This is a genomic window from Peribacillus sp. NPDC096622 (assembly GCF_044762665.1).
Taxonomy (GTDB): domain Bacteria; phylum Bacillota; class Bacilli; order Bacillales; family DSM-1321; genus Peribacillus; species Peribacillus frigoritolerans_B.
Genome location: NZ_JBIWES010000003.1, coordinates 195253 through 217942 on the forward strand (window position 1 = coordinate 195253; position 22690 = coordinate 217942).

At 42.0% G+C, this 22690-nt stretch carries 21 protein-coding genes; 8 read left to right on the forward strand and 13 right to left on the reverse strand.

The features are described 5' to 3' along the window. Positions 1–159: 159 nt before the first annotated feature. Complete coding sequence (locus ACIQYG_RS07385) at positions 160–1092, reverse strand: catalase family peroxidase (protein ID WP_402836667.1); 933 nt, start codon at positions 1090–1092, stop codon at positions 160–162. 235 nt (positions 1093–1327) lie between these two features. Further along, positions 1328–1756, reverse strand: a complete 429-nt coding sequence (locus ACIQYG_RS07390; protein ID WP_402836668.1) for an Lrp/AsnC family transcriptional regulator — start codon at positions 1754–1756, stop codon at positions 1328–1330. A gap of 118 nt (positions 1757–1874) precedes the next feature. Between ACIQYG_RS07390 and ACIQYG_RS07395 the strand changes: the two genes are divergently transcribed. Next, positions 1875–2270 (forward strand): carboxymuconolactone decarboxylase family protein, encoded by a 396-nt coding sequence (locus tag ACIQYG_RS07395; RefSeq protein WP_402836670.1) that lies wholly within the window; start codon positions 1875–1877, stop codon positions 2268–2270. A gap of 117 nt (positions 2271–2387) precedes the next feature. Here the strand turns inward: ACIQYG_RS07395 and ACIQYG_RS07400 are convergent, their stop codons facing one another. Beyond that, on the reverse strand, positions 2388–2855 hold the full coding sequence (locus tag ACIQYG_RS07400) for an Lrp/AsnC family transcriptional regulator (RefSeq protein ID WP_034314805.1): 468 nt from the start codon (positions 2853–2855) through the stop codon (positions 2388–2390). Between the two features lie 174 nt (positions 2856–3029). On the opposite strand from ACIQYG_RS07400, the gene hisC reads away from it, so the two are divergent. Continuing rightward, positions 3030–4142 carry a histidinol-phosphate transaminase gene (hisC, locus tag ACIQYG_RS07405; protein ID WP_402836672.1) on the forward strand — a complete coding sequence of 371 codons (1113 nt, stop codon included), beginning with the start codon at positions 3030–3032 and terminating at the stop codon, positions 4140–4142. 90 nt (positions 4143–4232) lie between these two features. Here hisC and ACIQYG_RS07410 read toward each other — a convergent pair whose 3' ends face one another. The 6 genes from ACIQYG_RS07410 to ACIQYG_RS07435 all read right to left on the reverse strand — a co-directional run bounded on the left by ACIQYG_RS07410 (position 4233) and on the right by ACIQYG_RS07435 (position 11385). Further along, positions 4233–5612 (reverse strand): amino acid permease, encoded by a 1380-nt coding sequence (locus ACIQYG_RS07410; RefSeq protein ID WP_402836674.1) that lies wholly within the window; start codon positions 5610–5612, stop codon positions 4233–4235. Positions 5613–5977: 365 nt separating this feature from the next. Then, a complete protein-coding gene (gene lpdA, locus ACIQYG_RS07415; protein WP_402836676.1) occupies positions 5978–7402 on the reverse strand; it encodes a dihydrolipoyl dehydrogenase in 1425 nt (474 codons plus the stop codon). After that, a complete protein-coding gene (locus ACIQYG_RS07420; protein ID WP_402836678.1) occupies positions 7403–8683 on the reverse strand; it encodes a dihydrolipoamide acetyltransferase family protein in 1281 nt (426 codons plus the stop codon). Between the two features lie 33 nt (positions 8684–8716). Continuing rightward, positions 8717–9700, reverse strand: coding sequence for an alpha-ketoacid dehydrogenase subunit beta (locus ACIQYG_RS07425; protein ID WP_402837167.1), 984 nt, complete (start codon positions 9698–9700; stop codon positions 8717–8719). After that, on the reverse strand, positions 9700–10812 hold the full coding sequence (gene pdhA / locus ACIQYG_RS07430) for a pyruvate dehydrogenase (acetyl-transferring) E1 component subunit alpha (protein WP_402836679.1): 1113 nt from the start codon (positions 10810–10812) through the stop codon (positions 9700–9702). The genes ACIQYG_RS07425 and pdhA overlap by 1 nt, the downstream gene beginning before the upstream one ends. A gap of 354 nt (positions 10813–11166) precedes the next feature. Continuing rightward, the gene (locus tag ACIQYG_RS07435) at positions 11167–11385 is read right to left on the reverse strand and encodes a hypothetical protein (RefSeq protein ID WP_402836681.1); all 219 of its coding nucleotides are present in this window, start codon (positions 11383–11385) and stop codon (positions 11167–11169) included. A 149-nt stretch (positions 11386–11534) separates the two neighbouring features. Between ACIQYG_RS07435 and ACIQYG_RS07440 the strand changes: the two genes are divergently transcribed. After that, positions 11535–11777, forward strand: a complete 243-nt coding sequence (locus tag ACIQYG_RS07440; RefSeq protein WP_402836683.1) for a hypothetical protein — start codon at positions 11535–11537, stop codon at positions 11775–11777. 578 nt (positions 11778–12355) lie between these two features. On the opposite strand, the gene iadA is transcribed toward ACIQYG_RS07440, so the two are convergent. Then, a complete protein-coding gene (gene iadA / locus ACIQYG_RS07445) occupies positions 12356–13531 on the reverse strand; it encodes a beta-aspartyl-peptidase (RefSeq protein ID WP_402836685.1) in 1176 nt (391 codons plus the stop codon). A 193-nt stretch (positions 13532–13724) separates the two neighbouring features. Here iadA and ACIQYG_RS07450 point away from each other — a divergent pair, with 193 nt between their 5' ends. Further along, positions 13725–14030 (forward strand): hypothetical protein, encoded by a 306-nt coding sequence (locus ACIQYG_RS07450; protein ID WP_402836687.1) that lies wholly within the window; start codon positions 13725–13727, stop codon positions 14028–14030. Positions 14031–14221: 191 nt separating this feature from the next. On the opposite strand, the gene ACIQYG_RS07455 is transcribed toward ACIQYG_RS07450, so the two are convergent. Continuing rightward, positions 14222–16384, reverse strand: a complete 2163-nt coding sequence (locus tag ACIQYG_RS07455) for a transglycosylase domain-containing protein (protein ID WP_402836689.1) — start codon at positions 16382–16384, stop codon at positions 14222–14224. 156 nt (positions 16385–16540) lie between these two features. Between ACIQYG_RS07455 and ACIQYG_RS07460 the strand changes: the two genes are divergently transcribed. From ACIQYG_RS07460 to ACIQYG_RS07475, 4 genes are all read left to right on the forward strand, one after another. Further along, on the forward strand, positions 16541–17065 hold the full coding sequence (locus ACIQYG_RS07460) for a universal stress protein (RefSeq protein WP_402836691.1): 525 nt from the start codon (positions 16541–16543) through the stop codon (positions 17063–17065). Between the two features lie 727 nt (positions 17066–17792). Continuing rightward, positions 17793–18680: a cation diffusion facilitator family transporter gene (locus ACIQYG_RS07465; RefSeq protein WP_402836693.1), complete on the forward strand. Its 888-nt coding sequence runs from the start codon at positions 17793–17795 to the stop codon at positions 18678–18680. 234 nt (positions 18681–18914) lie between these two features. Beyond that, positions 18915–20024 carry a histidine kinase N-terminal domain-containing protein gene (locus tag ACIQYG_RS07470; RefSeq protein WP_402836695.1) on the forward strand — a complete coding sequence of 370 codons (1110 nt, stop codon included), beginning with the start codon at positions 18915–18917 and terminating at the stop codon, positions 20022–20024. A gap of 270 nt (positions 20025–20294) precedes the next feature. Further along, positions 20295–21626 (forward strand): hemolysin family protein, encoded by a 1332-nt coding sequence (locus tag ACIQYG_RS07475; protein ID WP_402836697.1) that lies wholly within the window; start codon positions 20295–20297, stop codon positions 21624–21626. Between the two features lie 55 nt (positions 21627–21681). On the opposite strand, the gene uptA is transcribed toward ACIQYG_RS07475, so the two are convergent. Then, the gene (uptA, locus tag ACIQYG_RS07480; protein ID WP_402837169.1) at positions 21682–22311 is read right to left on the reverse strand and encodes an undecaprenyl phosphate transporter UptA; all 630 of its coding nucleotides are present in this window, start codon (positions 22309–22311) and stop codon (positions 21682–21684) included. Between the two features lie 172 nt (positions 22312–22483). Then, a complete protein-coding gene (locus tag ACIQYG_RS07485; RefSeq protein ID WP_402836699.1) occupies positions 22484–22636 on the reverse strand; it encodes an Lmo0850 family protein in 153 nt (50 codons plus the stop codon). Positions 22637–22690: the final 54 nt, after the last annotated feature.

The window sequence follows — 22690 nt, forward strand, 5'->3', positions numbered from 1 at the left end:
TTAAAGGATTTGCAGGCTGGTCTCATCCCGAATTGATTAAGAATAGTTTATGCTTGCGGCAGAAGGATTGGTGTCAGGCTCGAAAAGTGAGCGGATTTCTAAAACAGGTTTTATGAAGGGAGCCCCCTTTAGTAAGGGGTTCCCTTTTCTTGATTTCATTCATTGGTTATTTATCCGACGTTCATATGAAACGGCATAAGCACTATGGCGAAAATGCAAGATCTGGTCTTCCGAGCACTCGATTCCTTTTGGAATATTGGTTGGATCAAACAATAAAGCATCTTTACACACTTCCGATTTTTTGGAGATCATTAAATGCCCTATCGTGATTACCTGTTTAGCTTCCGACCAAGCTGTAGTCGGATCGTCAGTCGGGTCATTTTCCCCTCCTATTTGGATGTTCAATTTAAAGCCTACCGGACCTTCTTTAAGCCTCTTTTCCATTTCTTCATCCAGATACTCCGGCGAATGCTCGGCCACCTCCCCTTGTTCTAACATACTAAGGCCGGCATCAGGCACCCACTCATACTTGATGGGCTGCCGCCTTCCTTGCTTGTTAATGAAATAGAATGCGTGAATGGAGTAATATTGGCACGTTGAAAAACTGGCTGGAGAACGCATTTCTTTAAGCATTTGCAAGCTCGCCATGCTTTCAGGGTATTTCAACAGGATTTTTGCAAGATCTTTCAGATTGGGGAAACCTTCCTTTGCAGATTTGAAAAAGCCAGCAATATCAACAAACGCTTGTGGTGTTTTTGCAAAGAATAACGGAATGGTCACAGTAATAAGATCTGACACCTTTCCATTCGGCAAATGAAACTTGACTGCCATGCCCTTTACAGGGGAAATGGCATCAGGATGGCTTGGAATCGGCGAGCTATTTGAAAACCGAATGATCACCGGCACGGCTTCATCCTGAAGATGCGAAGCCACCGTTAATGGGGAAGCTTTTCCGTTTGGGGTAAAAACCCCCTCATAAACATATCCCCTTGCATGCACACGCCGATAACCAGGATGTGTTCCTGCTACATTTTCTATCACATTTACTGCTTCCCTGGCCAGTTCAGGTTTAAAGTCGTCAGTTCCCTCCATGATACCTCACCCTACCCTTTCAGATTATAATCCATTATTACATGTACCCCTTTTACCATTGGCTTATTCTTTCTTGAATCACCGAAAGCATTGATTGCAAAAAAACACCTGGAAATATCCAGGCGCTGTAACCATATGTTATACCTTATGGACACGCGATTTTATCCATTAATTCAAGAGCGGTTCAAAATGTTCGGCATATACAGGGACTCTTTTTCTTCCATTATAAAAATACTCATTCCTGTTCCCGCTCCACCTGTGAAAGGATCACATGGGTAACGGTTGCCGCAAAAGGGATGGTCCGATTGATGAATTCCTCCACTTCTTCAAGGCTCTGAGTGTGGATTTTCAGCATAAAGCAAGCCTGCCCGGCAATTCGATAACAAAAATCAACATTCGGCACCTTGGAGATATACTTTTTGAATTTCTCATAGTCCCCATTTTTTATCGTTGCTTCCACGATACACTCAATTGGAAAACCGATCTTTTTATGATCAATCTCGGCAACATACCCTTTAATGATCCCGAACGATTCCATTTGCCGTACCCGTTCGGCGACGGTAGGGGCCGAGAGGTTTACTTTCTTTGCCAATTCCCTCATGGAGATTCGGCTATTCAACGTTAATTCGGCAAGGATGCTCTGGTCTTTCTCATCTATTTTCATTTTTAAATTATTCCCCTTCTTCTCTTTACATTCATTCATTATTCAACCGTATTACTTTACAAACGGAATTAAAATACCTGGATTTTTATATTAGGATTATCTCAAAGGAGAGGTGTTCATGACAAGAATAAAAAAATCATCACAGGGATCCAGTCCATTTCAAAGATTATTTCATTCTGAAGAGATTTCGAATAAATGGTCGGATCTCTCAGATTGCATATCTGCAGATGGGAAGCTTTCGAAGAAATTAAAGGAAAACGTCAGAAGGGTGCTTGCATACGGTAATGGCTGCTCATACTGTCAGGCAAAAGGGACTCCACTAAAGCCGGACGATATGAAAGAAAGCTATGCAATCGCATTTGCAAAAGTATTTCTCTTGCAACGTGAAAAAACGGAGGAAAAGTTTTTCCAAGTATTGAAGGAAGTGTTCAATGATGAAGAGATTTCTGAACTATTGGCATTCATTTGTTTTACAACCGCCCAGCAATATTTCGGGGCACTGATGGATTTATAATAACACCAGAAAAGGAACAGGCCCTCTGCCTCGTTCCTTTCTGTATAAAAACCTAAATTCTAACCCTCATTAGTTTGAACGGTACCCCACCCTTGCCAGCATCAGTTGAATGACCGCCTAGGATTTCGCACCATGATCCTCCATTTCATTGATCCTTGGAAGAATGGAGCGGGAAGGTACCGGGGATGTCAAAACCACAGATGTATTCAGATGTCCATAGGGTATTAATCGATCTATCAGTAATCTCATGCTGTCCATATCAGCTAAAGCCGCCTTCAAAAAATATCCAACTGTTCCTGTTACACGGTGGCACTCGATAATATCTAAATCATTTTTCACTAATTGCTCAAAATCGGAAACAGGAACCTTAAGTTCACTCACCTGAATGAATACAAGTACACCCCTTCCTATAGCCAAAGGTGAAACCCTTGCGCTGAACCCCTCAATGATCCCCTTTTCTTGCAGGCGGTACATTCGTTCAGAGATGCTAGGTCGACTGAGAGCCAATTTCTTCGATAGTTCACTAATCGTAATGCGTCCATCTTTTTGTAAAAGTTCCAGTAAACTGACATCTATTTCATCCATGAAGCAACCGCCTTTCATAATGAAGGAATATAAGCATATATTTCTTTAAAATGTTTTATGGATAGCGAAAAATACATTCTTTTTTGTATGTAAATTTAACAGTTAATATTCTATCATTAAAATAATCAAATAGAAAAAGAAAATTCAGAAATTTACTAAAGGGAGGAACCTGCATTGACCTTTACGAAAATCCCGGTTCGACAAAACATCGAAAGCATTAGCCCATATGTTTCCGGCAAGCCGATTGAAGAAGTGCAACGCGAACTTGGTCTTGAAACGATCGTTAAATTGGCATCCAATGAGAACCCATTCGGTTACTCACCTCTAGCAAAAGAAGCCATGCTTACCGAGATGGAGCAAACCTCCTTTTATCCTGAAGGTATGGCGCCTGCATTAGCTGAAAAGCTGGCAAGGAAATTGAATATCAATAAAGATCATATCATTTTAGGCAATGGATCTGATGAAGTGATACGTTTGTTGACACGAACCTATATCCAACAAAATGATGAAGTCATCATGGCTGATGTGACATTTCCACGGTATGAAACGAATGTAATGATTGACGGCGGCACACCTGTAAAGGTTCCTCTCATCAATGGTGTACATGACCTTCAGGGTATGTATGAAGCCATAACAGAAAAAACAAGAATGATATTTGTCTGTAATCCCAATAATCCGACAGGAACGATCGTTCAAAAAGAAAAGTTACGCTCTTTTATCGAGAAGGTGCCGAAACATATTTTACTGATCGTTGATGAAGCATACTATGAATATGTCGATGATGCAGAGTATTTAGAAACCTTACCACTTCTCAATATGCACTCAAATCTGGTTATCTTACGCACTTTTTCAAAGATTTATGGACTGGCTGCTTTAAGGATTGGATACGGTTTAATGGATGCCTCCATCATACAAGAGCTAGTTAAAGTGAAGGAACCCTTCAATACCAATCGTTTAGCACAGGCTGCGGCATTCGCTTCCCTCGACGACCATCCATTTGTTGAGAAGTGTGTTCGTAAGAATGGGGAAGGAAGAAGATATTTAGAAAACGAACTAAGCAAGATGGGTTTAACATTCTTCCCTTCACATGCCAACTTCTTGATGGTCAAATTGAACCAGCCTGGCAGGGACATTTTTGAGAAGTTATTAATTCAAGGTGTCATCATCCGTTCAGGTCATTTGCTAGGCTATGAAAATACTATCCGCGTGACCATCGGCACTCCGCTTGAAAACGAGAGATTCATAGCATCCTTGCAACATATAATCAATAAAACGTCTGATGCATGACCAACCGAAATGAAGTTGCACAATATCAGTGATTATTAATGAAAGATACGACATGGACACCTTTGCCCATGTCGTATCTTTTACGTGGATTTATTTAGCGATATTCTTTTCTATTATAGGTGTTTCCTGTTTGTCCACACTTTTAAATTTAAAAATCGAAATCGAGATTAAGGCAGCCAACACAATCAGGCAAGCAATGATACTGATCCGATTCTGTTCACTGAACACGAACGTGACACAAATGATACTTAAGGTGATTACGGTAAACAAGGTTACATATGGAAATCCCCACAATTTAAAACTCGGGGCTTTGGGATATGAATTACGAAGTTTTAGCTGCGCTAAACAGATGCTGATCCATACAAGTGATACTACAAAACCCGGAAACGCCATTAATAGAGCAAATGCCTTGTCCTGTGCAATGAAAGTAATCATGGAGCCGACGACCAATACAACTGCACTTAATATCAAACTGTACATGGGAACGCCATTTTTTGATACATAAGAGAACGACTTGGGAGCTTCCCCTTCTGCAGCTAAAGAATGCAGCATTCGGGTACACCCATATATTCCAGAGTTAGCGGCTGATAAGACGGCCGTAATCAAAATGAAATTCATGATATGTGCAGATCCCTGAAAACCTGACATTGACAAAACTTGTACAAACGGACTTGCCTGGTCGCTAATTTCGTTCCACGGAATCAAACCGCAGATTACAAGGATCGGTAAGGTGAAGAATAATACGACTCTCCAAATATAGTTTTTAATGACCTTAGGTAAAATGCGTTCTGCATCCTTTGCTTCCGTTACCGTCACCCCTATTAACTCGGAACCGCCATAGGAGAACATGACGATCAGTAAGGCCGAAAAGATGGACATCCACCCATTTGGGAAAAATCCTCCATGCCCTGTGAAGTTTTGCAGATAATTAGATCCGCCGCTTGGGATGACACCAAATAAAATACAGGCTCCCAATATGATGAATAAGATGATCATTGTAATTTTAATGCCAGCAAACCAAAATTCGAATTCACCATAATTTTTGACATTCATCATGTTAATTCCAATGATGAAAGCTGCACACCCTAAACTTAATATCCATAGCGGGATTGCCGGGAGCCAATACTGCAAGAAGCTTCCTGCCACCACTACCTCAATGACACAAACGGACAGCCACATGAAACAATACATCCAGCCTACGATGAAGGAGAAGCGCTTACCGAACGCTTTCTGAACGAAGCCTTTCATATTCGTATTTGGATAGACGATTGCCATCTCCGCTATAGCACCCATGACTACAAGCAGTAATAATCCTGCAAAAATATAAGTGAATATGACTCCTGGCCCTGCTAACGATATGGTTTCGGCACTTCCTTTAAAAATCCCAGTACCTATTGCCCCTCCCATTGCCATCATACTAATATGCCGCGGCAATAATTTCTTTTGCAATGATCCACCATTTGACTCCATTTCATTTGCCTCCTTCATTCCATAATTTCCTCGTATAAATTAAACCCATTTCAATCGTTGAATGGCGAATAGATTTGTTATCTCATCAACCGTTATGGTTTAGGAGTTGAAGGATCCAAAGCTTTATTGAAAACTCTATACTTCCCCAAAGTAAAAATGATATCAATATGTCGATGGTTTTACAAGAGGGAATCATTGCTGGCCAATACGCCCCTGTTTGGTCAAACGCCGGGACAGATTTTCGAAATGGAGTGAATTTACTGATAGCCTTGCCTTTCGGGTACCAATTCCAGGTTTTTGACTCCATTAAGATATAACATTCTAATCGGGGACTACATTGGTAATCCCCATGACTTTACCTTTTCCTATTTATTTACGATGTGAATTGCATGTCCCAAAACTGCCTCAGCCGCTTCCAACCACCCCTCGGTCAAAGTGGGATGAGGATGCATGCTGAGGGCTATATCCTCGACCCGAGCCGCCAGCTCAAGGGCAAGGACCCCTTCACCTATAAGGTTGGAAGCATCAGCACCTACCATATGCATTCCGAGCAATATATGGCTATTGGCATCCACGATAACTTCTGCAAATCCCTCCGTTTCATTCGTTGCAAGCGCCCTTCCGTTGGCACTGAACGGAAATTTGCCAACCTTGACGCTGTATCCCCGTTGTTCAGCTTCTTCACGGCTTAAACCAACACCAGCTATTTGTGGTTCCGAGAAGATTACATAGGGAACATAAGGCGAGTCAACAGCACTTGGCAGCCCCGCTATCACTTCAGCTGCCACGATTCCCTGTTTGGACGCTCGATGGGCAAGAGCCGGACCTGGCGTAGTGTCACCGATGGCAAAAATGTGCGGCACATTTGTACGGCATTCCATATCCACTGCTATATGGCCTTTCTCGCCAACCGTAACTCCAGCCCGATTCAGGCCAATTTCTTCAGTGTTAGGGATCCTGCCAATTGTAACCAGGGTCTTTTCGCTCACGACCGCTTCCGTCCCTTGTTCTTCCGAGGACACAAGAAGATGCACTTGACCATCCACTACACTCGCTTTTTCTACCCGCGAGGATGTTTTGATATTGATCCCAAGCTTCTTGATATTCCGGGTGACCTCCTTTACCAGGTTTTCAGCAACTTGGGGAAGAATGCGATTGTCCATCTCAATGATGGTCACTTTAGTACCTAGCTTTGCAAATGCCATACCCAGCTCGATTCCGATATATCCTCCGCCGATGATCGACAAGCTTGAAGGAACTTCTTTCAGCTGCAAAGATGTTGTTGAATCCAATATATATTCTCCATCGACTTTAATGAAGGATGGAATGAAAGGTCTGGACCCCGTCGCAATAATTGCCTGTTCAAACTTGTAAGTTTCAAAATCGCCATCGGTTTCAACTCCAATGCGGTCATCAGATAAAAAGGTTGCTTGGCCTTTAACCACCGTCACTCCGTTTTCCTTACACAAATGGGCAATACCTTGCCCCAACTGGGATGTGATGCCCGCTTTCCAAGCCTGCCAAACTCCCAAGTCCATAGTGGTTCTTTCCTGAGGCAGCCGGATTCCCATTTTCCCTAAATCGTTAAGCCCATGGTATTGATCAGCTGCGTGAATCAATGCTTTTGAAGGTATACAGCCCCGATTAAGGCAAACCCCGCCCAGCTTATCCTTCTCAACCAGCACGACCGATTTTCCTAACTGGCCGAGACGAATAGCCGCAGCATATCCTCCCGGACCTCCTCCAATAATGATAACCTCCGTCTCAACAGCAACTTCCCCTACTACCATTTATCTCATCTCCACAACTAAACGAATTGGATTTTCCAGCAATTCCTTGATTTTATTGGTAAAGTGCACCGCTGTTACCCCATCAATCAAACGATGATCGAAAGAAAGCGACATATTCATCATTAAACGGATAACACCTTCCAAATCGCGAACGACCATACGATGTTCCATTTTATGCAAAGCTAATATGGCCGCTTCCGGATAGTTAATGATCGGGGTCGCGTGCATCCCTCCGATCGGCCCTACATTGCTGATGGTAAATGTACTGCCTGTGATTTGATCTATGCTCAACTTCCCTTCACGGGCTTTGGCTGCCAATTGCCTGATTTCATCAGCAAGTTGGAAAATGGTTTTTTGATCTGCATGTTTTATGACCGGAACAATGAGACCTTCTGTTGTATTCGTCGCAATCCCAATATGATAATAATTCTTCAGGATGATTTCATTGGTTCTTTCATCAAGTGAAGCGTTTAATGTTTTGAACTCCTTTAAGGCGATGACAATGGCTTTAATGAAAAATGGCAAAAAGGTCAATTTTATATCCTTATCATCGGAGTACTCCTTCAATTGATTTTTAAATTCCTTTAATCGGTCCATTTCCAATTCATCTACATGGGTTACATGAGGAATGGTCGAAACGGACTTTACCATATGTTCAGCGATTTTTTTACGAATGCCTTTAAGCGGTATCCGCTCTTCCCGCTCATTTTCCAAACCTTTTGCAAGTACGGCATCCTTCATCGGGGCCATCTCTTGAACAGTTTTGTCATCATGCTGTTTGGCATTTTCCCGTGTAAACGAATTATTTTCTTGAAACTGCTTCAAGTCACTTTCGGTAATTCGCCCAGCTGGACCGGAGCCTTTAACCTTCTCGATATCAATCTTCATTTCCCTGGCAATTTGACGCACGAATGGGGTTGCCAACGCACGCACTGCCTGATGATGCTGTTTAGTCGTAATATGCTCCGGATTTACTTTTACATCACCGGATTGCCCGACTTGGTTTTCTTCTTCCCTAATGCCTGTATCCGGAACTGACACATCGTTCTCTTCCTGAATCGTGAATATAGTGGTTCCCACTTCCACAATATCCCCTTCGGAAAAAAATATTTTCTTAACTACTCCCGCTGCCGGAGCTGTCAATTCCGCATTGACTTTATCCGTTTGCACCTCAACAATGGGTTGGTCTTGTTTTACAGCATCCCCTTCTTTGATGAGCCATTGGATAATTTCCCCTTCATGCATCCCTTCCCCTACATCAGGAAGTTTAAATTCCATCATGCGCCATCCTCCTTCTCCTTCTCCCTTAATGAATTAAAATGATATCGTTTCGACTATTCCTTGTTTTACACGGTCAACAGTCGGTAAATAATGATCTTCTATTGTAAACGGCGGAACCGGTACATCAAATCCTGTTACACGCTTAATCGGCGCTTTCAGGTAAATAAGAGCTTCATCATTAATGATGGAGATAATCTCCGCACCTAATCCGGCAGTCTTGTGGGCTTCATGGACGATTAATGCACGACCTGTCTTTTTAATGGATTTCACGATCGTATCCCTATCTAAAGGGTATAAAGTTCTAAGATCGACCACTTCACATTTCCATCCTTTTTCTGCTTCAATCTTTTTCGTGGCATTCAATGCCTCCCTTAACATGGCCCCCCATGCAAAAATGGTCAGATCGCTTCCCTCCTGGACCACTTTTGCTTGACCGATTGGTATTCGGTACATTTCGTCGGGAACTTCTTCCTTAAAAGCCCGATACAATTTAGTCGGTTCCAAAAAAATCACCGGATCTGGATCTTCAAGCGCTGAAATGAGCAGCCCTTTTGCGTCATATGGATTACTGGGTGCAACCACCTTTAAACCAGGAGTATGGGCAAAGAAGGTTTCGACACTTTCGGAATGAAGTTCCGGGCCCCTGATTCCGGCACCATATGGCGTACGGATTACGAGGGGCACCCCAAACTGCCCACGAGTACGATATCTCATACGGGCAGCATGGGAAACGAGCTGCTCGAATCCCGGATAAATAAAGGCGAGAAACTGGATCTCCACTATGGGCAGCATTCCATTAAGAGCTAAACCAATGGCAGAGCCGATGATTCCGGATTCAGCTAATGGCGTATCCACAACTCGATCATTTCCATACTTCTCATAAAGTCCTTCCGTCGATCGAAAAACACCGCCATTCACCCCAATGTCCTCACCCAAGATCATCACGCGATCATCATGACCCAGCATTTGGTCCAGCGCTTCCGTAATAGCCTGAAGCATCGTTAAATTTTTGCCCATCATTTCTTCCCGCCTTTCTTTAAGAATTGGTTCAATTCCTGCTTCTGTTCCTTTAGATGCCATGACTCCTCGGCATATACATGGTTAAACATTTCGAGCGGGTCGGATTTCGGATACCCTTCGGCCTTTTTAAGGTGAGCATCAATCAGTTCGTTGAATTGCTTTAACACCAATTCTTCCTGTTCTTCATTCCAATGCCCCTCTTTATTCAAATACTTTCTAAGACGTGTAATCGGATCCCTGTTTTCCCTCCAGAACGTTGAAATTTCATCCTGATCGCGATATATGTTCGGATTGTCTGCAGTAGTATGGGCGCCATAGCGAAAAGTAATGGCTTCGATTAATGTAGGCCCTTCCCCTTTAAGCGCTCTTTCAACAGCCTCCTTTACAGTCATCCATACTGCAAAAATATCATTTCCATCCACTCGAACCCCATGGATGTCATAAGCAGCAGCCCGCTGGGATATTGTTTTGGATGCCGATTGCTTCTCAAAAGGCACACTGATTGCGTAGCCATTATTTTGGCAGAAAAAGATTGTCGGAGTTTTATATACGCCGGCAAAATTCAGTGCTTCATGAAAGTCCCCTTCAGAAGTCGCTCCATCACCAAAATAGGCTATGCTAACATTCTTTTCGCCTTTAATCTTACTTGCCCAAGCCGTTCCAACTGCATGAAGCATTTGAGTGGCAATTGGAACACTTGGAGGCAATAACCTTTTTCCTTCTGGACAAATCGAACCATCAAAATGTGCCATCCAGTATAGGAAAACACGGTATAATTCCTGTCCATGAATGATTGCCGCTCCATGATCACGGTATGTGGGAAACATCCAGTCCCCTGCCGCCAATGCCAAAGCGCTTCCTGCTTGGGAAGCTTCCTGCCCTTCGAAAGGTGCATAAGTCCCGATCCTGCCTTGGCGCTGGAGATTAATTGATTTTCGGTCAAATGTTCTGAGCAGGAGCATGCTCTCATACATCTTTAACATAAGTGATTTATCGATTTTTCCATCAATCGTTTCAATGATTTCCCCATCTGGAGTCAATACACGAAAAATTTCCGGCTCAACTCCACTTGAATACGCTTTCATTATTGGGTTTCCCGTCTTTTCCATTTCATTTCTCCCCTTAAGATAGATTTGTTTTGCAAACTTACCTAGGTTTTGAACAGTCATGAAATAACAGCCCAAAATGTTTTTATTGGTCTTTATATCTGTGATTAAATGCTGTTTCATAAACTACATTTCCTTATATAAAAGGATAATACATCCAGGTTTTTAATAATATGTTAAATAGAATGAATTTTTTACATATTACCTTTATTTAGAATATGTTTTCAGATACCTCACCTTCATTTTGAAAATGAGAACCTTTAATGGGGAAATTTCAAATTGATTACCAACAATTTGTGATATGCCCGATCGATTCAGAATCTTCACCCAAAAAGTATCCAGCACAAAAAAGACCCATTATATAATATATGGGGCTTTTTTGTGCTGGATACAAACTCCAAGAAATCCAGTTGCATACGGTTTTTCTAATAGAATATTCCAGTTGATCTCAGAAATCCGCTCCCTTTCCGCCGACTGTCTGCCAAGCCTCCTCGACGCAAGCGCCTGTGGGGTCTCGGCTAGCCAGTTTTTCGGCAGGAGTGTCGCATATTTCTTCAATCCATTGAGGATTAACATGAAGGGTAATCTAGTTTTTTCTAAACAAACGTTTCAGTTGATTGGAATGTAAGGTACGAGACTCCTGCGGGAAAAGCGTGGCCAAGGGAGACCCCGCAGACGAGCGCCGAGGAGGCTCCCGGACCGCCCGCGGAAAGCGAGTGCCCGGAATGGAAATCAAAGGTAAAAAATTACTGACCCTCAAAAAAACGTTCCAGTTGATCTCAGAAATCCGCTCCCTTTCCGCCGACTGTCTGCCAAGCCTCCTCGACGCAAGCGCCTGTGGGGTCTCGGCTAGCCAGTTTTTCGGCAGGAGTGTCGCATATTTATTCAATCCATTGAGGATTACGGTAAAAAACATGAAGGGTAATCTTGTTTTTTCTAAACAAACGTTTCAGTTGATTGGAATGTAAGGTACGAGACTCCTGCGGGAAAAGCGTGGCCAAGGGAGACCCCGCAGGCGAGCGCCGAGGAGGCTCCCGGACCGCCCGCAGAAAGCGAGTGCCTGGAATGGAAATCAAAGGTCAAAAAATTACTGACCCTCAAAAAAACGTTCGAGTTGATTTCAGAAATCCGCTCCCTTTCCGCCGACTGTCTGCCAAGCCTCCTCGGCGTAAGTGCCTGTGGGGTCTCGGCTAGCCAGTTTTTCGGCAGGAGTGTCGCATATTTCTTCAATCCATTGAGGATTACGGTAAAAAACATGAAGGGAATCTAGTTTTTTCTAAACAAACGTTTCAGTTGAATGGAATGTAAGGTACGAGACTCCTGCGGGGAAAGCGTGGACAAGGGAGACCCCGCAGGCGAGCGCCGAGGAGGCTCCCGGACCGCCCGCGGAAAGCGAGTGCCTGGAATGGAAATCAAAGGTCAGAATTACTGAACCTCAAAAAAACGTTCGAGTTTCGAGTTGATCTCAGAAATCCGCTCCCTTTTTGCATTTCAGTATAAATGGTTAGAACTCGCACCGGAAATAGCACCCAAAATTAGAAAAGATCTATTTTTCAAATGTTCCTTTCACGACTGCTTCACCATCTTTGACCATGATCTGCCCCATCGCGATAACACTATTTATTTCTAAAGTTTGTTGATTCATCATGACGATATCGGCGTCCTTACCTACTGAAAGTTGTCCCTTTGCAGAAAGCTTTAAAATTTTTGCCGGGTTTTCCGTCACAACTCGTATGGCATCGGCAATTGTCACTCCATCCTCGAGGACCGCATCGACAACACAATCATATAAGGACATGCATGTACCAATGTTCAAACCGCAAAGGTTGCCGCTTCCATCGAAGTCTGGCAGGCTGGCTTGCCCATCTGAAGTTATGGTGATCTGCCCGATTTCAACACCTTTTTCTAGTGCCATTTTTATTGCTGTACTTGCTTTGACCTCCCCTTCTTCGAGGAATTTTTGGATTGTACTTGTCGTAAAATCTATATACCCCCCTTTCTTTGCATATTCCACCCCTGCATTGAATAAATGCGGATTTCGGTTTATATGTGTAGGGTAGAACTGAGTGATCGGTATTTCCGTTGTCTCGACCACTTCTTCAATTACATGCAAATGATCTAGACTGTCGCCGACATGAATGTTGACGATACCGCTTTTCCCGGACAACAGACCCCCATTACGCGCCTGCGAGGCCAGTTTAGCGAGTTCAGCTGCAGTCGGCTGCGAGGAACGATGATCTGCAATGGCTATTTCGCCAACACCGATAATTTTATCCACAAGAATCAAATCATCCTCGATCTTACCGGTTAACGTCTTGACTGGAACTTGATACGAACCAGTCTGAACGAAGCAGCTAATTCCTTCTTCTTCAAGCGCTCTCGCTTTAGCGAGCAGTGCAGGCATCGTCCTTGTCGTTCCATCTGTGCCGATGACCCCCACCAATGTCGTTATACCAGCTAAAGTGGCATCCGTTAATTGGATTTCAGGTGTCCTCGTTTTAAAGCCCCCTTCCCCGCCTCCTCCGATAATATGTACGTGAGCATCTATAAAACCCGGAGCCACAATTTGACCACTCGCATCAATCACTTTCATTTCAACGAAATTGGCAGGTACATCAATCTTGTCCTCAATGAAGCCAATTTGCTTTCCCACCAAGAGGATATCTTTTTGGCCCATATATTCCGGACCATAAAGCTCCCCATTTTTAATAAGTGTGAGCATTGTTCATTCCCCCTCCCAAAATTGAAATTTTCAAATAGGTTTCAAAATCTTTCACTCGGGTAAATATACAACATGACCCGCTAACAATTACATAAAAAAGTCCAAACATACTTGTTCATTTTTAAAAGTTGTAGCTGAATTGACATCTTGATTATGCTTTTCCAAAAGTATAAAAACAAAAGGAGTTAACGACATGAATAAAGTGATTTCTTCTGACATTAAAACAAATAAAAGATTATCCATGCGACAAATCATGAACCTATATCAAGTTACAAAAGAATTTAAAGGGAATATATATTTCATCTGCAACCATAAATTGGTCGATGCCAAGAAACTTTCGACTTTCGTATCCTTTGTGCTCATTCTTCAAGAGTGTGCAACCATGAAAGTCATACTTGAAGGCGAGAATGTACATGCCATGCTTGAAAAAGTACAGGCTATTTGTAAAGAAAATGAAAGTGCATTTCATTTCCAATCGAACCAAACCGTAAATATTTGAATTGATTCCAACTACATTTTGAAGAGGGTGTATTTATATGAGAACCATTTTAATGGTGATAGGCGCAATCGTCGTAATCGGCATAATAGCAAATCTCATTTTTTAAGAATGATGAAAGACTGTCAATGATTGACAGTCTTTTTTTTGTTGATTTAATTAAGAAGGGCTTGTTCATGCTCCAGACTTGAGAATTACCACGGAACCTCCCAGTCCCTCCATTTATTCAAGCCTTCCCGTATTTCATTTCCTTTATCAATCCAATATTGTCTCCTTTTCTCCTCTTCTGCCTTTTCCTGTTGCTCAGCAATAATTGCCTGTTGTTCTGCTATAAGCGGACCGATATCTTGAGCTTTAAAAGATTGAGCAGCCTGATTCTGTAAAGCTTGCGACATTATTTTTTGAAAGATGAGTGCACTTCCCTGACTGCTGTGTGTCGTTAGATAATGTTTTTCGTCTGTCTTATCATATCCTGCCCAAACAGCACCGACCAGCGAAGGTGAATATCCGATGAACCATTGATCTTTAACCCCTGATATTCCTTCGATTGGAACTTGTGTGGAACCTGTTTTACCTGCTATTTCATAACCGGAAACAGCCGCGTTTTTCGCTGTGCCATATTCCACTGTTCCTAGCAGCATGGCATTCATTTTGTCGACGGCGCCTACAGAGGTCACTTTGGTGCTATTCTCTTTCCAGGCGGCAACCTCTTTTCCATCGGCATTTTCTATTCTTACAATGGCATGGGTTTCCATCCGTTCGCCTTCGTTGGCGAAAGCTGAAAAGGCTCCTGCCATCTGCAGCGGGGATACACCTTTCTTCATCCCTCCTAAAGCGATCGACAGGTTTCGATCATCCTTGTCATATGGAATCCCAAACCGCTTAAGTGAATCAAGCCCCTTATCGATGCCAATCTCATTCAATAGCCAAACCGTCGGTACATTCAAGGAATTCATCACCGCTTCATACATGGGGACTTCTCCTTTATATTCACCACTCAGGTTTGTTGGCTCATATTCACCGAAGCTCATTTTTTCATCCTTTAAAGGGTCAGTGATATCATATCCCTCTTCAACTGCTGGCGTGTAAACGACAAGCGGTTTAATGGATGAACCAGGAGACCTTGTCAGTTGGGTTGCCCGGTTATATCCCATGAATTGATGTTCACCTCTCCCGCCGACAAGTGCTTTTATGCCGCCCGTTTCAGGATCAAGAAGGACAGACCCGCTTTGAACCAGTTCCTCTGTACTCGTTCCAACCGGAAAATTGGCTGCATTCTCATATACGGCTTCTGTAGCCTGCTGCATGGATTGGTCCAGAGCCGTGTAAATTTTATACCCCTTTGAAAGCAGATCCTCAAGCTTAATTCCATATTTACTCGATGCTTCCGATAAAACATGATCGACATAATAAGGATACTTACCTCTTAATGGATCGGTTTCCTTCTCCCCCATAAGAAGTGTTACCGAATCTTTTTTTGCAGCCGCTTCTTCATCTTTCGTCAAATAACCATGTTCCTCCATTCGCGAAAGAACCAAATCACGCCGCTTCATTGCTCCGTCCAAATTCTTGTATGGATCAAGTTTGGATGGCAAGTTAATGACTCCCGCCAGCAAAGCTCCCTCGGCAACGGTCAATTCAGAGACCTCTTTGGAAAAATAAATATTTGCAGCCTTTTTGATTCCCCATGCCCCATGGCCAAAATAAACTTGATTCAAATACATTTCCAGAATTTCATCTTTTGTATATTGATTTTCAACCTCCTGGGCCAGAAAAAACTCTTCTATCTTCCTCTTCAGTGTTCGATCTGATTCCAGCATCGTGATTTTCACAAGCTGCTGGGTGAGCGTGCTCCCGCCTTCAACAACACTTCCAGCCTTCGCATTTTTAACCAAAGCCCGCATGATCCCTTGATAATCTATGCCGTGATGTTCATAAAAACGGTGATCCTCAATGGAAACCACCGCTTGTTTCATATGTTCCGGTATTTCATCTATCGGAACACCTTCGGATTTATTTGCCGTGATCGTACTGGCTAGATTCCCATCCAGATCATAGATTCCTGTAGGTTGCTGAAGACTATTTTCAAGATGACTTATATCAGCACCCTGCCTGAAATACAATAGTGAACCGGCGCCTAAAACCACAATCGCCAATATTATAATTAGACCTAATTTCACTAACCCTCTCATTTGTACCCCCATTTTCCCATCTGCGACATGTTTCATTAAAAATATTTTACCCTTTTTGTTAAAGAAAACTCTTCGATTGAATAAAAGGCGCCCTTTTCCTGCAGCACTATACTCGCGAATCGGCATCCTTGCCGATGATATCCCTACATCTTCTGAGCATGCCAATTAACTGAAGGACCCAGATTTCATCCTACCATCTTAACTATGCTCGTATCTATCCTTTACCCGTAAAAGGCAATCTATATACCGATTGAAGGCGTGAATCCACTTAAAAGTGGGTATAACACTTTTAATGGCTTATAACGGGGAGAGATGATAGTAATGAAAGACTTAAAACATATTGTCGTCGCTTTTGATGGAAATGAAGAGAGTAAACGTGCCGTCGAATATGGAGCAACATTGAAAAAGGCCTTTCCAAAAGCCGAGTTGACCGTAGTTCATGTCCTAAATGATAAGGTTGAACAGCGTATCATGGGTAACGCCTCGGCGCCGGGGTTCGTACCCTCTGCCGGATTTTATGTGGATCCAGTCCAGACACATCCTGTTCTTGAAGTTGATCAGCCAAGAGATCAAAAGGTAAATGACACCCCTTCCGCCGTCGAGAATAGTATTCAGAACGCAGAAAGTAATACGTTGAGATTGTTAAGTGAGTATCAAGTTAAGGGAAGATTCGAACTATTGGAAGGATATGCGCCAGATAGCGTATGTGACTTTGCAGCAAGAACTTCAGCTGATCTTATCGTTGTCGGCAATAGCGATAAAAGCGGTTTGGAAAAATTCTTCCTTGGCAGTACAAGTAGTTCCATTGCGAAAAACGCACCATGTTCGGTATTCATTGCAAAATGAAGATTGAGCGGGTTCACCCTGACTGGCTCCGAAAAAAGGGGTTCGGAATGGTCTCACCCCGAACCATGATTTTAAAGGAAAACTTGATTATCCTTCATGTTTTTTACTTGTTTATACGGATGAAACCTCATTGCATTAAAGAAATTTGAGACACACCTGCAAGAATAACTGGCTAGCCGAGACCCTGCAGGCGCTTGCGGTGAGGAGGCTTGGCAGACAGTCAGCGGAAAGGGAGCGGATTTCTGAAATCAAGTGGAACTTTTTTCATTTGTCTACAGTCTAAGGCCGGATTCTTATAGAATCCGGCCTTGTTGTTAATAGGATTTTTTCAGTATTACATTTGGAGCAGCCGGAAAATACCGGGGTGCTAATTGCTGCCCAAAACCTCATCCTGTATCAGTGCTAACTATCAGGTTCAAAATGCCTGAACCTGAACCGTTCACTCCCAGCATTTTGGCTCCTTGTGGAAGTATTTAATTTTCGATCATCGGTTAGAATATACTATTAGTTTCTCTAAATGATTAAAGAAACTGTACATGTCATCAAAACTCACTATTTTTACCATTTAATGTAAATATTATTTTGTTTATCCAACTTCTTTACAGACCTTCAATACACCTGCCGTTAACCAAGTTAGGTGGCTAAATACGACAATTTTTCTATAGACTCACTAAGGTTTGATTTGGTATCTTTATTAAGCCTAATTTACATTGGGGAGGGAATGGACATGGATAAACATTCGATATCAGCTGAAAAAGGCGCCTACATAAGCATTGCCGCTTACATATTCTTGTCTGCTCTTAAATTGTCATTTGGTTATTTCGGTGACTCTAAAGGGCTTTGGGCTGATGGTTTAAATAATACCACCGACATCATCGCTTCCATAGCCGTTTTGATTGGTTTGAAAATTTCAAAGAGACCTCCTGATGATAATCATTCATATGGTCATTTACGGGCGGAAACAGTAGCGTCGTTGGTAGCTGCCTTCATCATGATAACAGTGGGCCTTCAGGTTGTATTCAGTGCCATTGAATCCTTCTTTCACCAAGATTCAACAACCGTTCCCAGTATGCTGACCGGTTATGTCGCTCTATTCTCTGCAATCTTCATGTATGGAATCTACCGTTATAACCTTTCTTTAAGTAAAAAAATCAACAGCTCTTCCATCTATGCCGTTGCACAGGATAATCGGTCCGACGCCCTTGTCAGTGTTGGAGCTTTCATTGGAATCATCGGTACTAAGATGGGAATCCCTTGGCTGGATGCAATAGCTGCAGCAGTCGTGGGGGTCATCATATGCAAAACGGCCTGGGATATCTTTCGTGATGCCTCCATCTCTTTAACCGATGGTTTCGACGAGCAGCTCCTGCAAAAGATCGGACAAACCATTATACTGACAGAGGGTGTTAAAGACATGAGTGAAATTAAAGCCCGGATGCACGGAAGTGAAATCCTTCTCGAAACTACCGTTCATGTCAACCCTCTTTTGACCGTCATTCAAGGTCATGATATTACAATTAAAATCGAAGAAAATCTTTTGAAGGAATATAATATCCAGCATGTAATCGTTCACATCGAACCATATGCATTTCATAAAAAAGGTAACCGTCATTAACTGCGGATACCTTTTTTTGTTATTAATTCCTGTAATTACTGTAATAAAACTGTGTCAAAAAAAGGTATTTATTGCTTAATTGCCGAATATTTATCCAATTGACACATGTTAAAAGAAGAGTAATCTGTTATCATGAAAACTATATGTAATTATTTTGATATTTTGTAAATTTATTCAAATAAAGTACTTTCTGGGTCAAAAGTAAATTCATTTTCCTACAGTATGGAGGGCAAAATGGTATCTAATCGAGAAATGACCATTCACTTTTTATCTTCTCAAAAAAACAGTATCATTTCCAAATGGAAAGATGAGTTGCTGCATTTACCGGACGGATATCTGGGGTATTTTAAAGGAGAGGTGGAAAATATTTTTAACCTGCTAATGGATCAGCTTGGAAAATCGGACGCTGAACAAGACGATGTACTGAAGGTCGTAGGGGAAAAAATTACGGCTGATCGAGTTAGTAAGCAATTGGATATGGAAAATTTCTTTTCCACTGTAACCATCGGGAGATCCATCATCATAGAGCACATTTTGAATTCCGAAGCACCCAAGGAAGAAATATCGGATCTAATTAAACAAGTAAATGTTTACTTCGATAAACTCATTCATTATGCATTATCCCATTATACCGAATTGAAAACGATGGAACTTGAAGAACGCTATCAATTCATAAGCCCAAACCATAAAGACCGTTTGACACTCCTTGGCCAAATGACCTCAAGCTTTGTCCATGAATTCAGAAATCCACTGACTTCCATCATGGGATTCATACAATTGTTACAGGCAGAACAACCTGAGATAAAATACCTTGATATCATTTCAAAGGAATTGGATCAGCTCAATTACCGGATCACACAATTTCTTAATATTTCCAAAAAGGAAACTTCAACATCACAACCTGATCTATTTTCCATTGCTCAGCTTGTGAATGAGGTGATCGAATTTTTATATCCCAGCATTTTGGAAGTTAATGCTTCCATTACATGTAATATTGCCGAGGATGCCGTAATTTCCGGTTCCAAAGAAGAATTCCGTCAAGTTTTACTTAATATTATATTAAATGCTCTTGATGTGGTTGCAGGGATGCCTTCCCCATCCATTTACATTTCAGGCTCTGAATCACCACCCGGCATTCTTACTTTAAATATATCGAATAATGGGCCGAAGATACCTGACGACGTCCTGCCGAATATTTTTGAACCATTCATCACCACAAAAAAAAGGGGAACGGGATTGGGGTTATTCGTCTGTAAAGAAATCGTTTTAAAGCATCAAGGAACCATATCCTGTCACTCTACCGATTTCCTTACGACCTTTTCCATACAATTAAAAACTAAATAATGGATAATTATCCTTTTTTCCTTAGGCTTTTAGTGTGAAATTTTTGACTGATTGACGTCCAGTTACTTATACTAATAGGAAGGTTCCACTACTAATCGAGGTGAATGATCCTATAGATTGAAAATAAAAACCATAATAATTTCATACAAGATAGACGATACTTATTTTTCCATCTAACATTTTAATATCATTTCATTCATTATTGGTTTTGGGAGGTGACTGGGATAATTAAATCGTTCGGCACATCTGGCGATTCAAGTCCCACACTAATTGGACATATTAAGTTTTTTATTTGTCATTATTTTAATTGCTTTAACAGCCTTTTTTGTAGCTTCGGAATTTTCGATCATAAGGGTTCGTAGCTCTAGGATCGATCAATTGATTGAAGAGGGAAACAAAAAAGCCATAGCGGCAAAGAAGGTTACATCCGATCTTGATGAATACCTATCCGCGACACAGCTTGGAATTACCGTTACTGCCCTTGGATTGGGGTGGCTGGGACAACCGACCGTCCTTAAATTGGTTGGCCCCTTATTCAATGCCTTGAATATCCCTCAAGAAGTCACAAACATTCTGACATTTGTCATTTCATTTTCCCTGATAACGTTCCTGAATGTGGTTGTTGGTGAATTGGCTCCAAAGACGGTTGCCATCCAAAAGGCTGAGCAAGTGACCTTGGCAATTGCCGGCCCGCTGATTTTTTTCCATAAGATAGCCTTTCCCTTCATCTGGGCCTTGAATCATTCTTCCCGATTCGTTGTCGGATTATTTGGCTTTAAGCCAGCATCCGAAAGCGAAATAGCCCATACGGAAGAAGAATTGCGTTTCATCCTATCAGATAGCTATAAAAGCGGGGAGATTAACCAGTCGGAATTTAAATATGTAAATAACATCTTTGAATTCGATGATCGTGTTGCCAAAGAAATCATGGTTCCAAGGACAGAAATCATGACCATATCCAAGGATGAAACGGTACAGGAATTCGTCGATGTAGCCAAATTGGAAAAGTACACTCGATATCCTGTTGTCGAAGGTGATAAAGACCATGTCATCGGCTTAGTGAACTTAAAGGAAGTTTTCTCGGATCTTATTAAGAACCGGGAAATCCATATCAAAGCGATTGAAAATTACGCTCGTCCGATCATCCGGGTAATGGAAAATATACCAATTCACGATTTGCTGTTAAAAATGCAAAAAGAACGCATTCATATGGCTATTTTGATGGATGAATACGGCGGAACTTCCGGACTTGTCACAGTCGAGGATATCCTCGAGGAAATCGTTGGGGAAATTCGCGATGAATTCGATATCGATGAAGTTGCCTCAATCAGGAAAATTAATGATGGACATTATATTTTAGACTCTAAACTTCTTGTAAAGGAAGTGAATGATCTACTTGGCATTCACTTGGAAGAAGATGATGTCGATACTATAGGCGGATGGGTCCTTACTGAAAACTATGATGTGAAGGTAGGGGACATCATGGAAAGAGACGGATTCTGCTTTAAAGTGATTGAAATGGAAGATCACGCCATTCGTTCTATTGAGGTCACAAAAAAGGTCGTACAGCTTCCTTTGGGAGAAGACCTTACCCAAGGATAATGATTAAAAACAGCCACGTAATAGGTTATTTTACGTGGCTGTTTTTTCGATTTGTTCATTTATCGGGAAACCGTCCCACTTTTTTGACCGTTACGATTGGAGGTGTGCTCTTTTTTTTCCATAAGATATACAGCACGATAAAGATAAAGGAAAAACCAGCAGCCGGAATAAGATAAGGTTCAGTTATTTCCCGGATTTGCTGCCAATTCTCGCCGAGGATCCTTCCTAAGGTCAGGAACAATATGGTCCAAGGTATGACAGCCGCAACCGTATAAAATATAAACTTCCATACGGACATCCTCGCAATTCCAGCAGGGATGGAAATAGCATGGCGAACCACCGGAATGAATCGAGCCGTAAAAACCACGCCTACGCCATAACGCTTAAACCACTCTTCAGCATTTACAATATGATTTTCTTTAATTAGAATATATTTTCCATATTTCAAGAGAAAGGGCCTGCCTCCATAATAACCAGCCCAATAGAGAAATAATTGTGCCATCGTCCCGCCGGCCACACCTGCAAGAACAGCTCCCCAAAAATTCATTTTCCCCAGGCCGACCACATAACCACCGTATCCGAGAACAAGCTCACTCGGGATGATTTCAACCATCAGCCCCAATAAAATCCCGATATATCCCATTTCCGCAAACCAATTCAATATCGTCATAATAAGCTGTGATATCATGCTATCGGACTCCCCTTACCGCTAAATTCAAATTGTTTGTCCTTCTATCCTATTCAGCTCATGACGTTCTATTCGATTTTTCATATCCAGTTTCACAAGCATCACATTTAGGAATGCATAAAAAAAGACCAGCTGCTATGTACTCCGGTCTCTTTACATCAATATTCTTTTAGTTCCCCTTTTGGGGAAAATTGAGAAAAACAGCGGTGGTGAGTAAGGATGAATCATTTTGTGAAACATTAGTGAAAATCTCCTGCCGTGATTTCGTTTTTTCAATATGAATCCCGAGATCTTTATACTTGTTGATTATTTGATTATTCATGCTCACCCTCCCTTTCTGCTGTACCGTTATCCTTTAACTTCCCATTTAACGAAG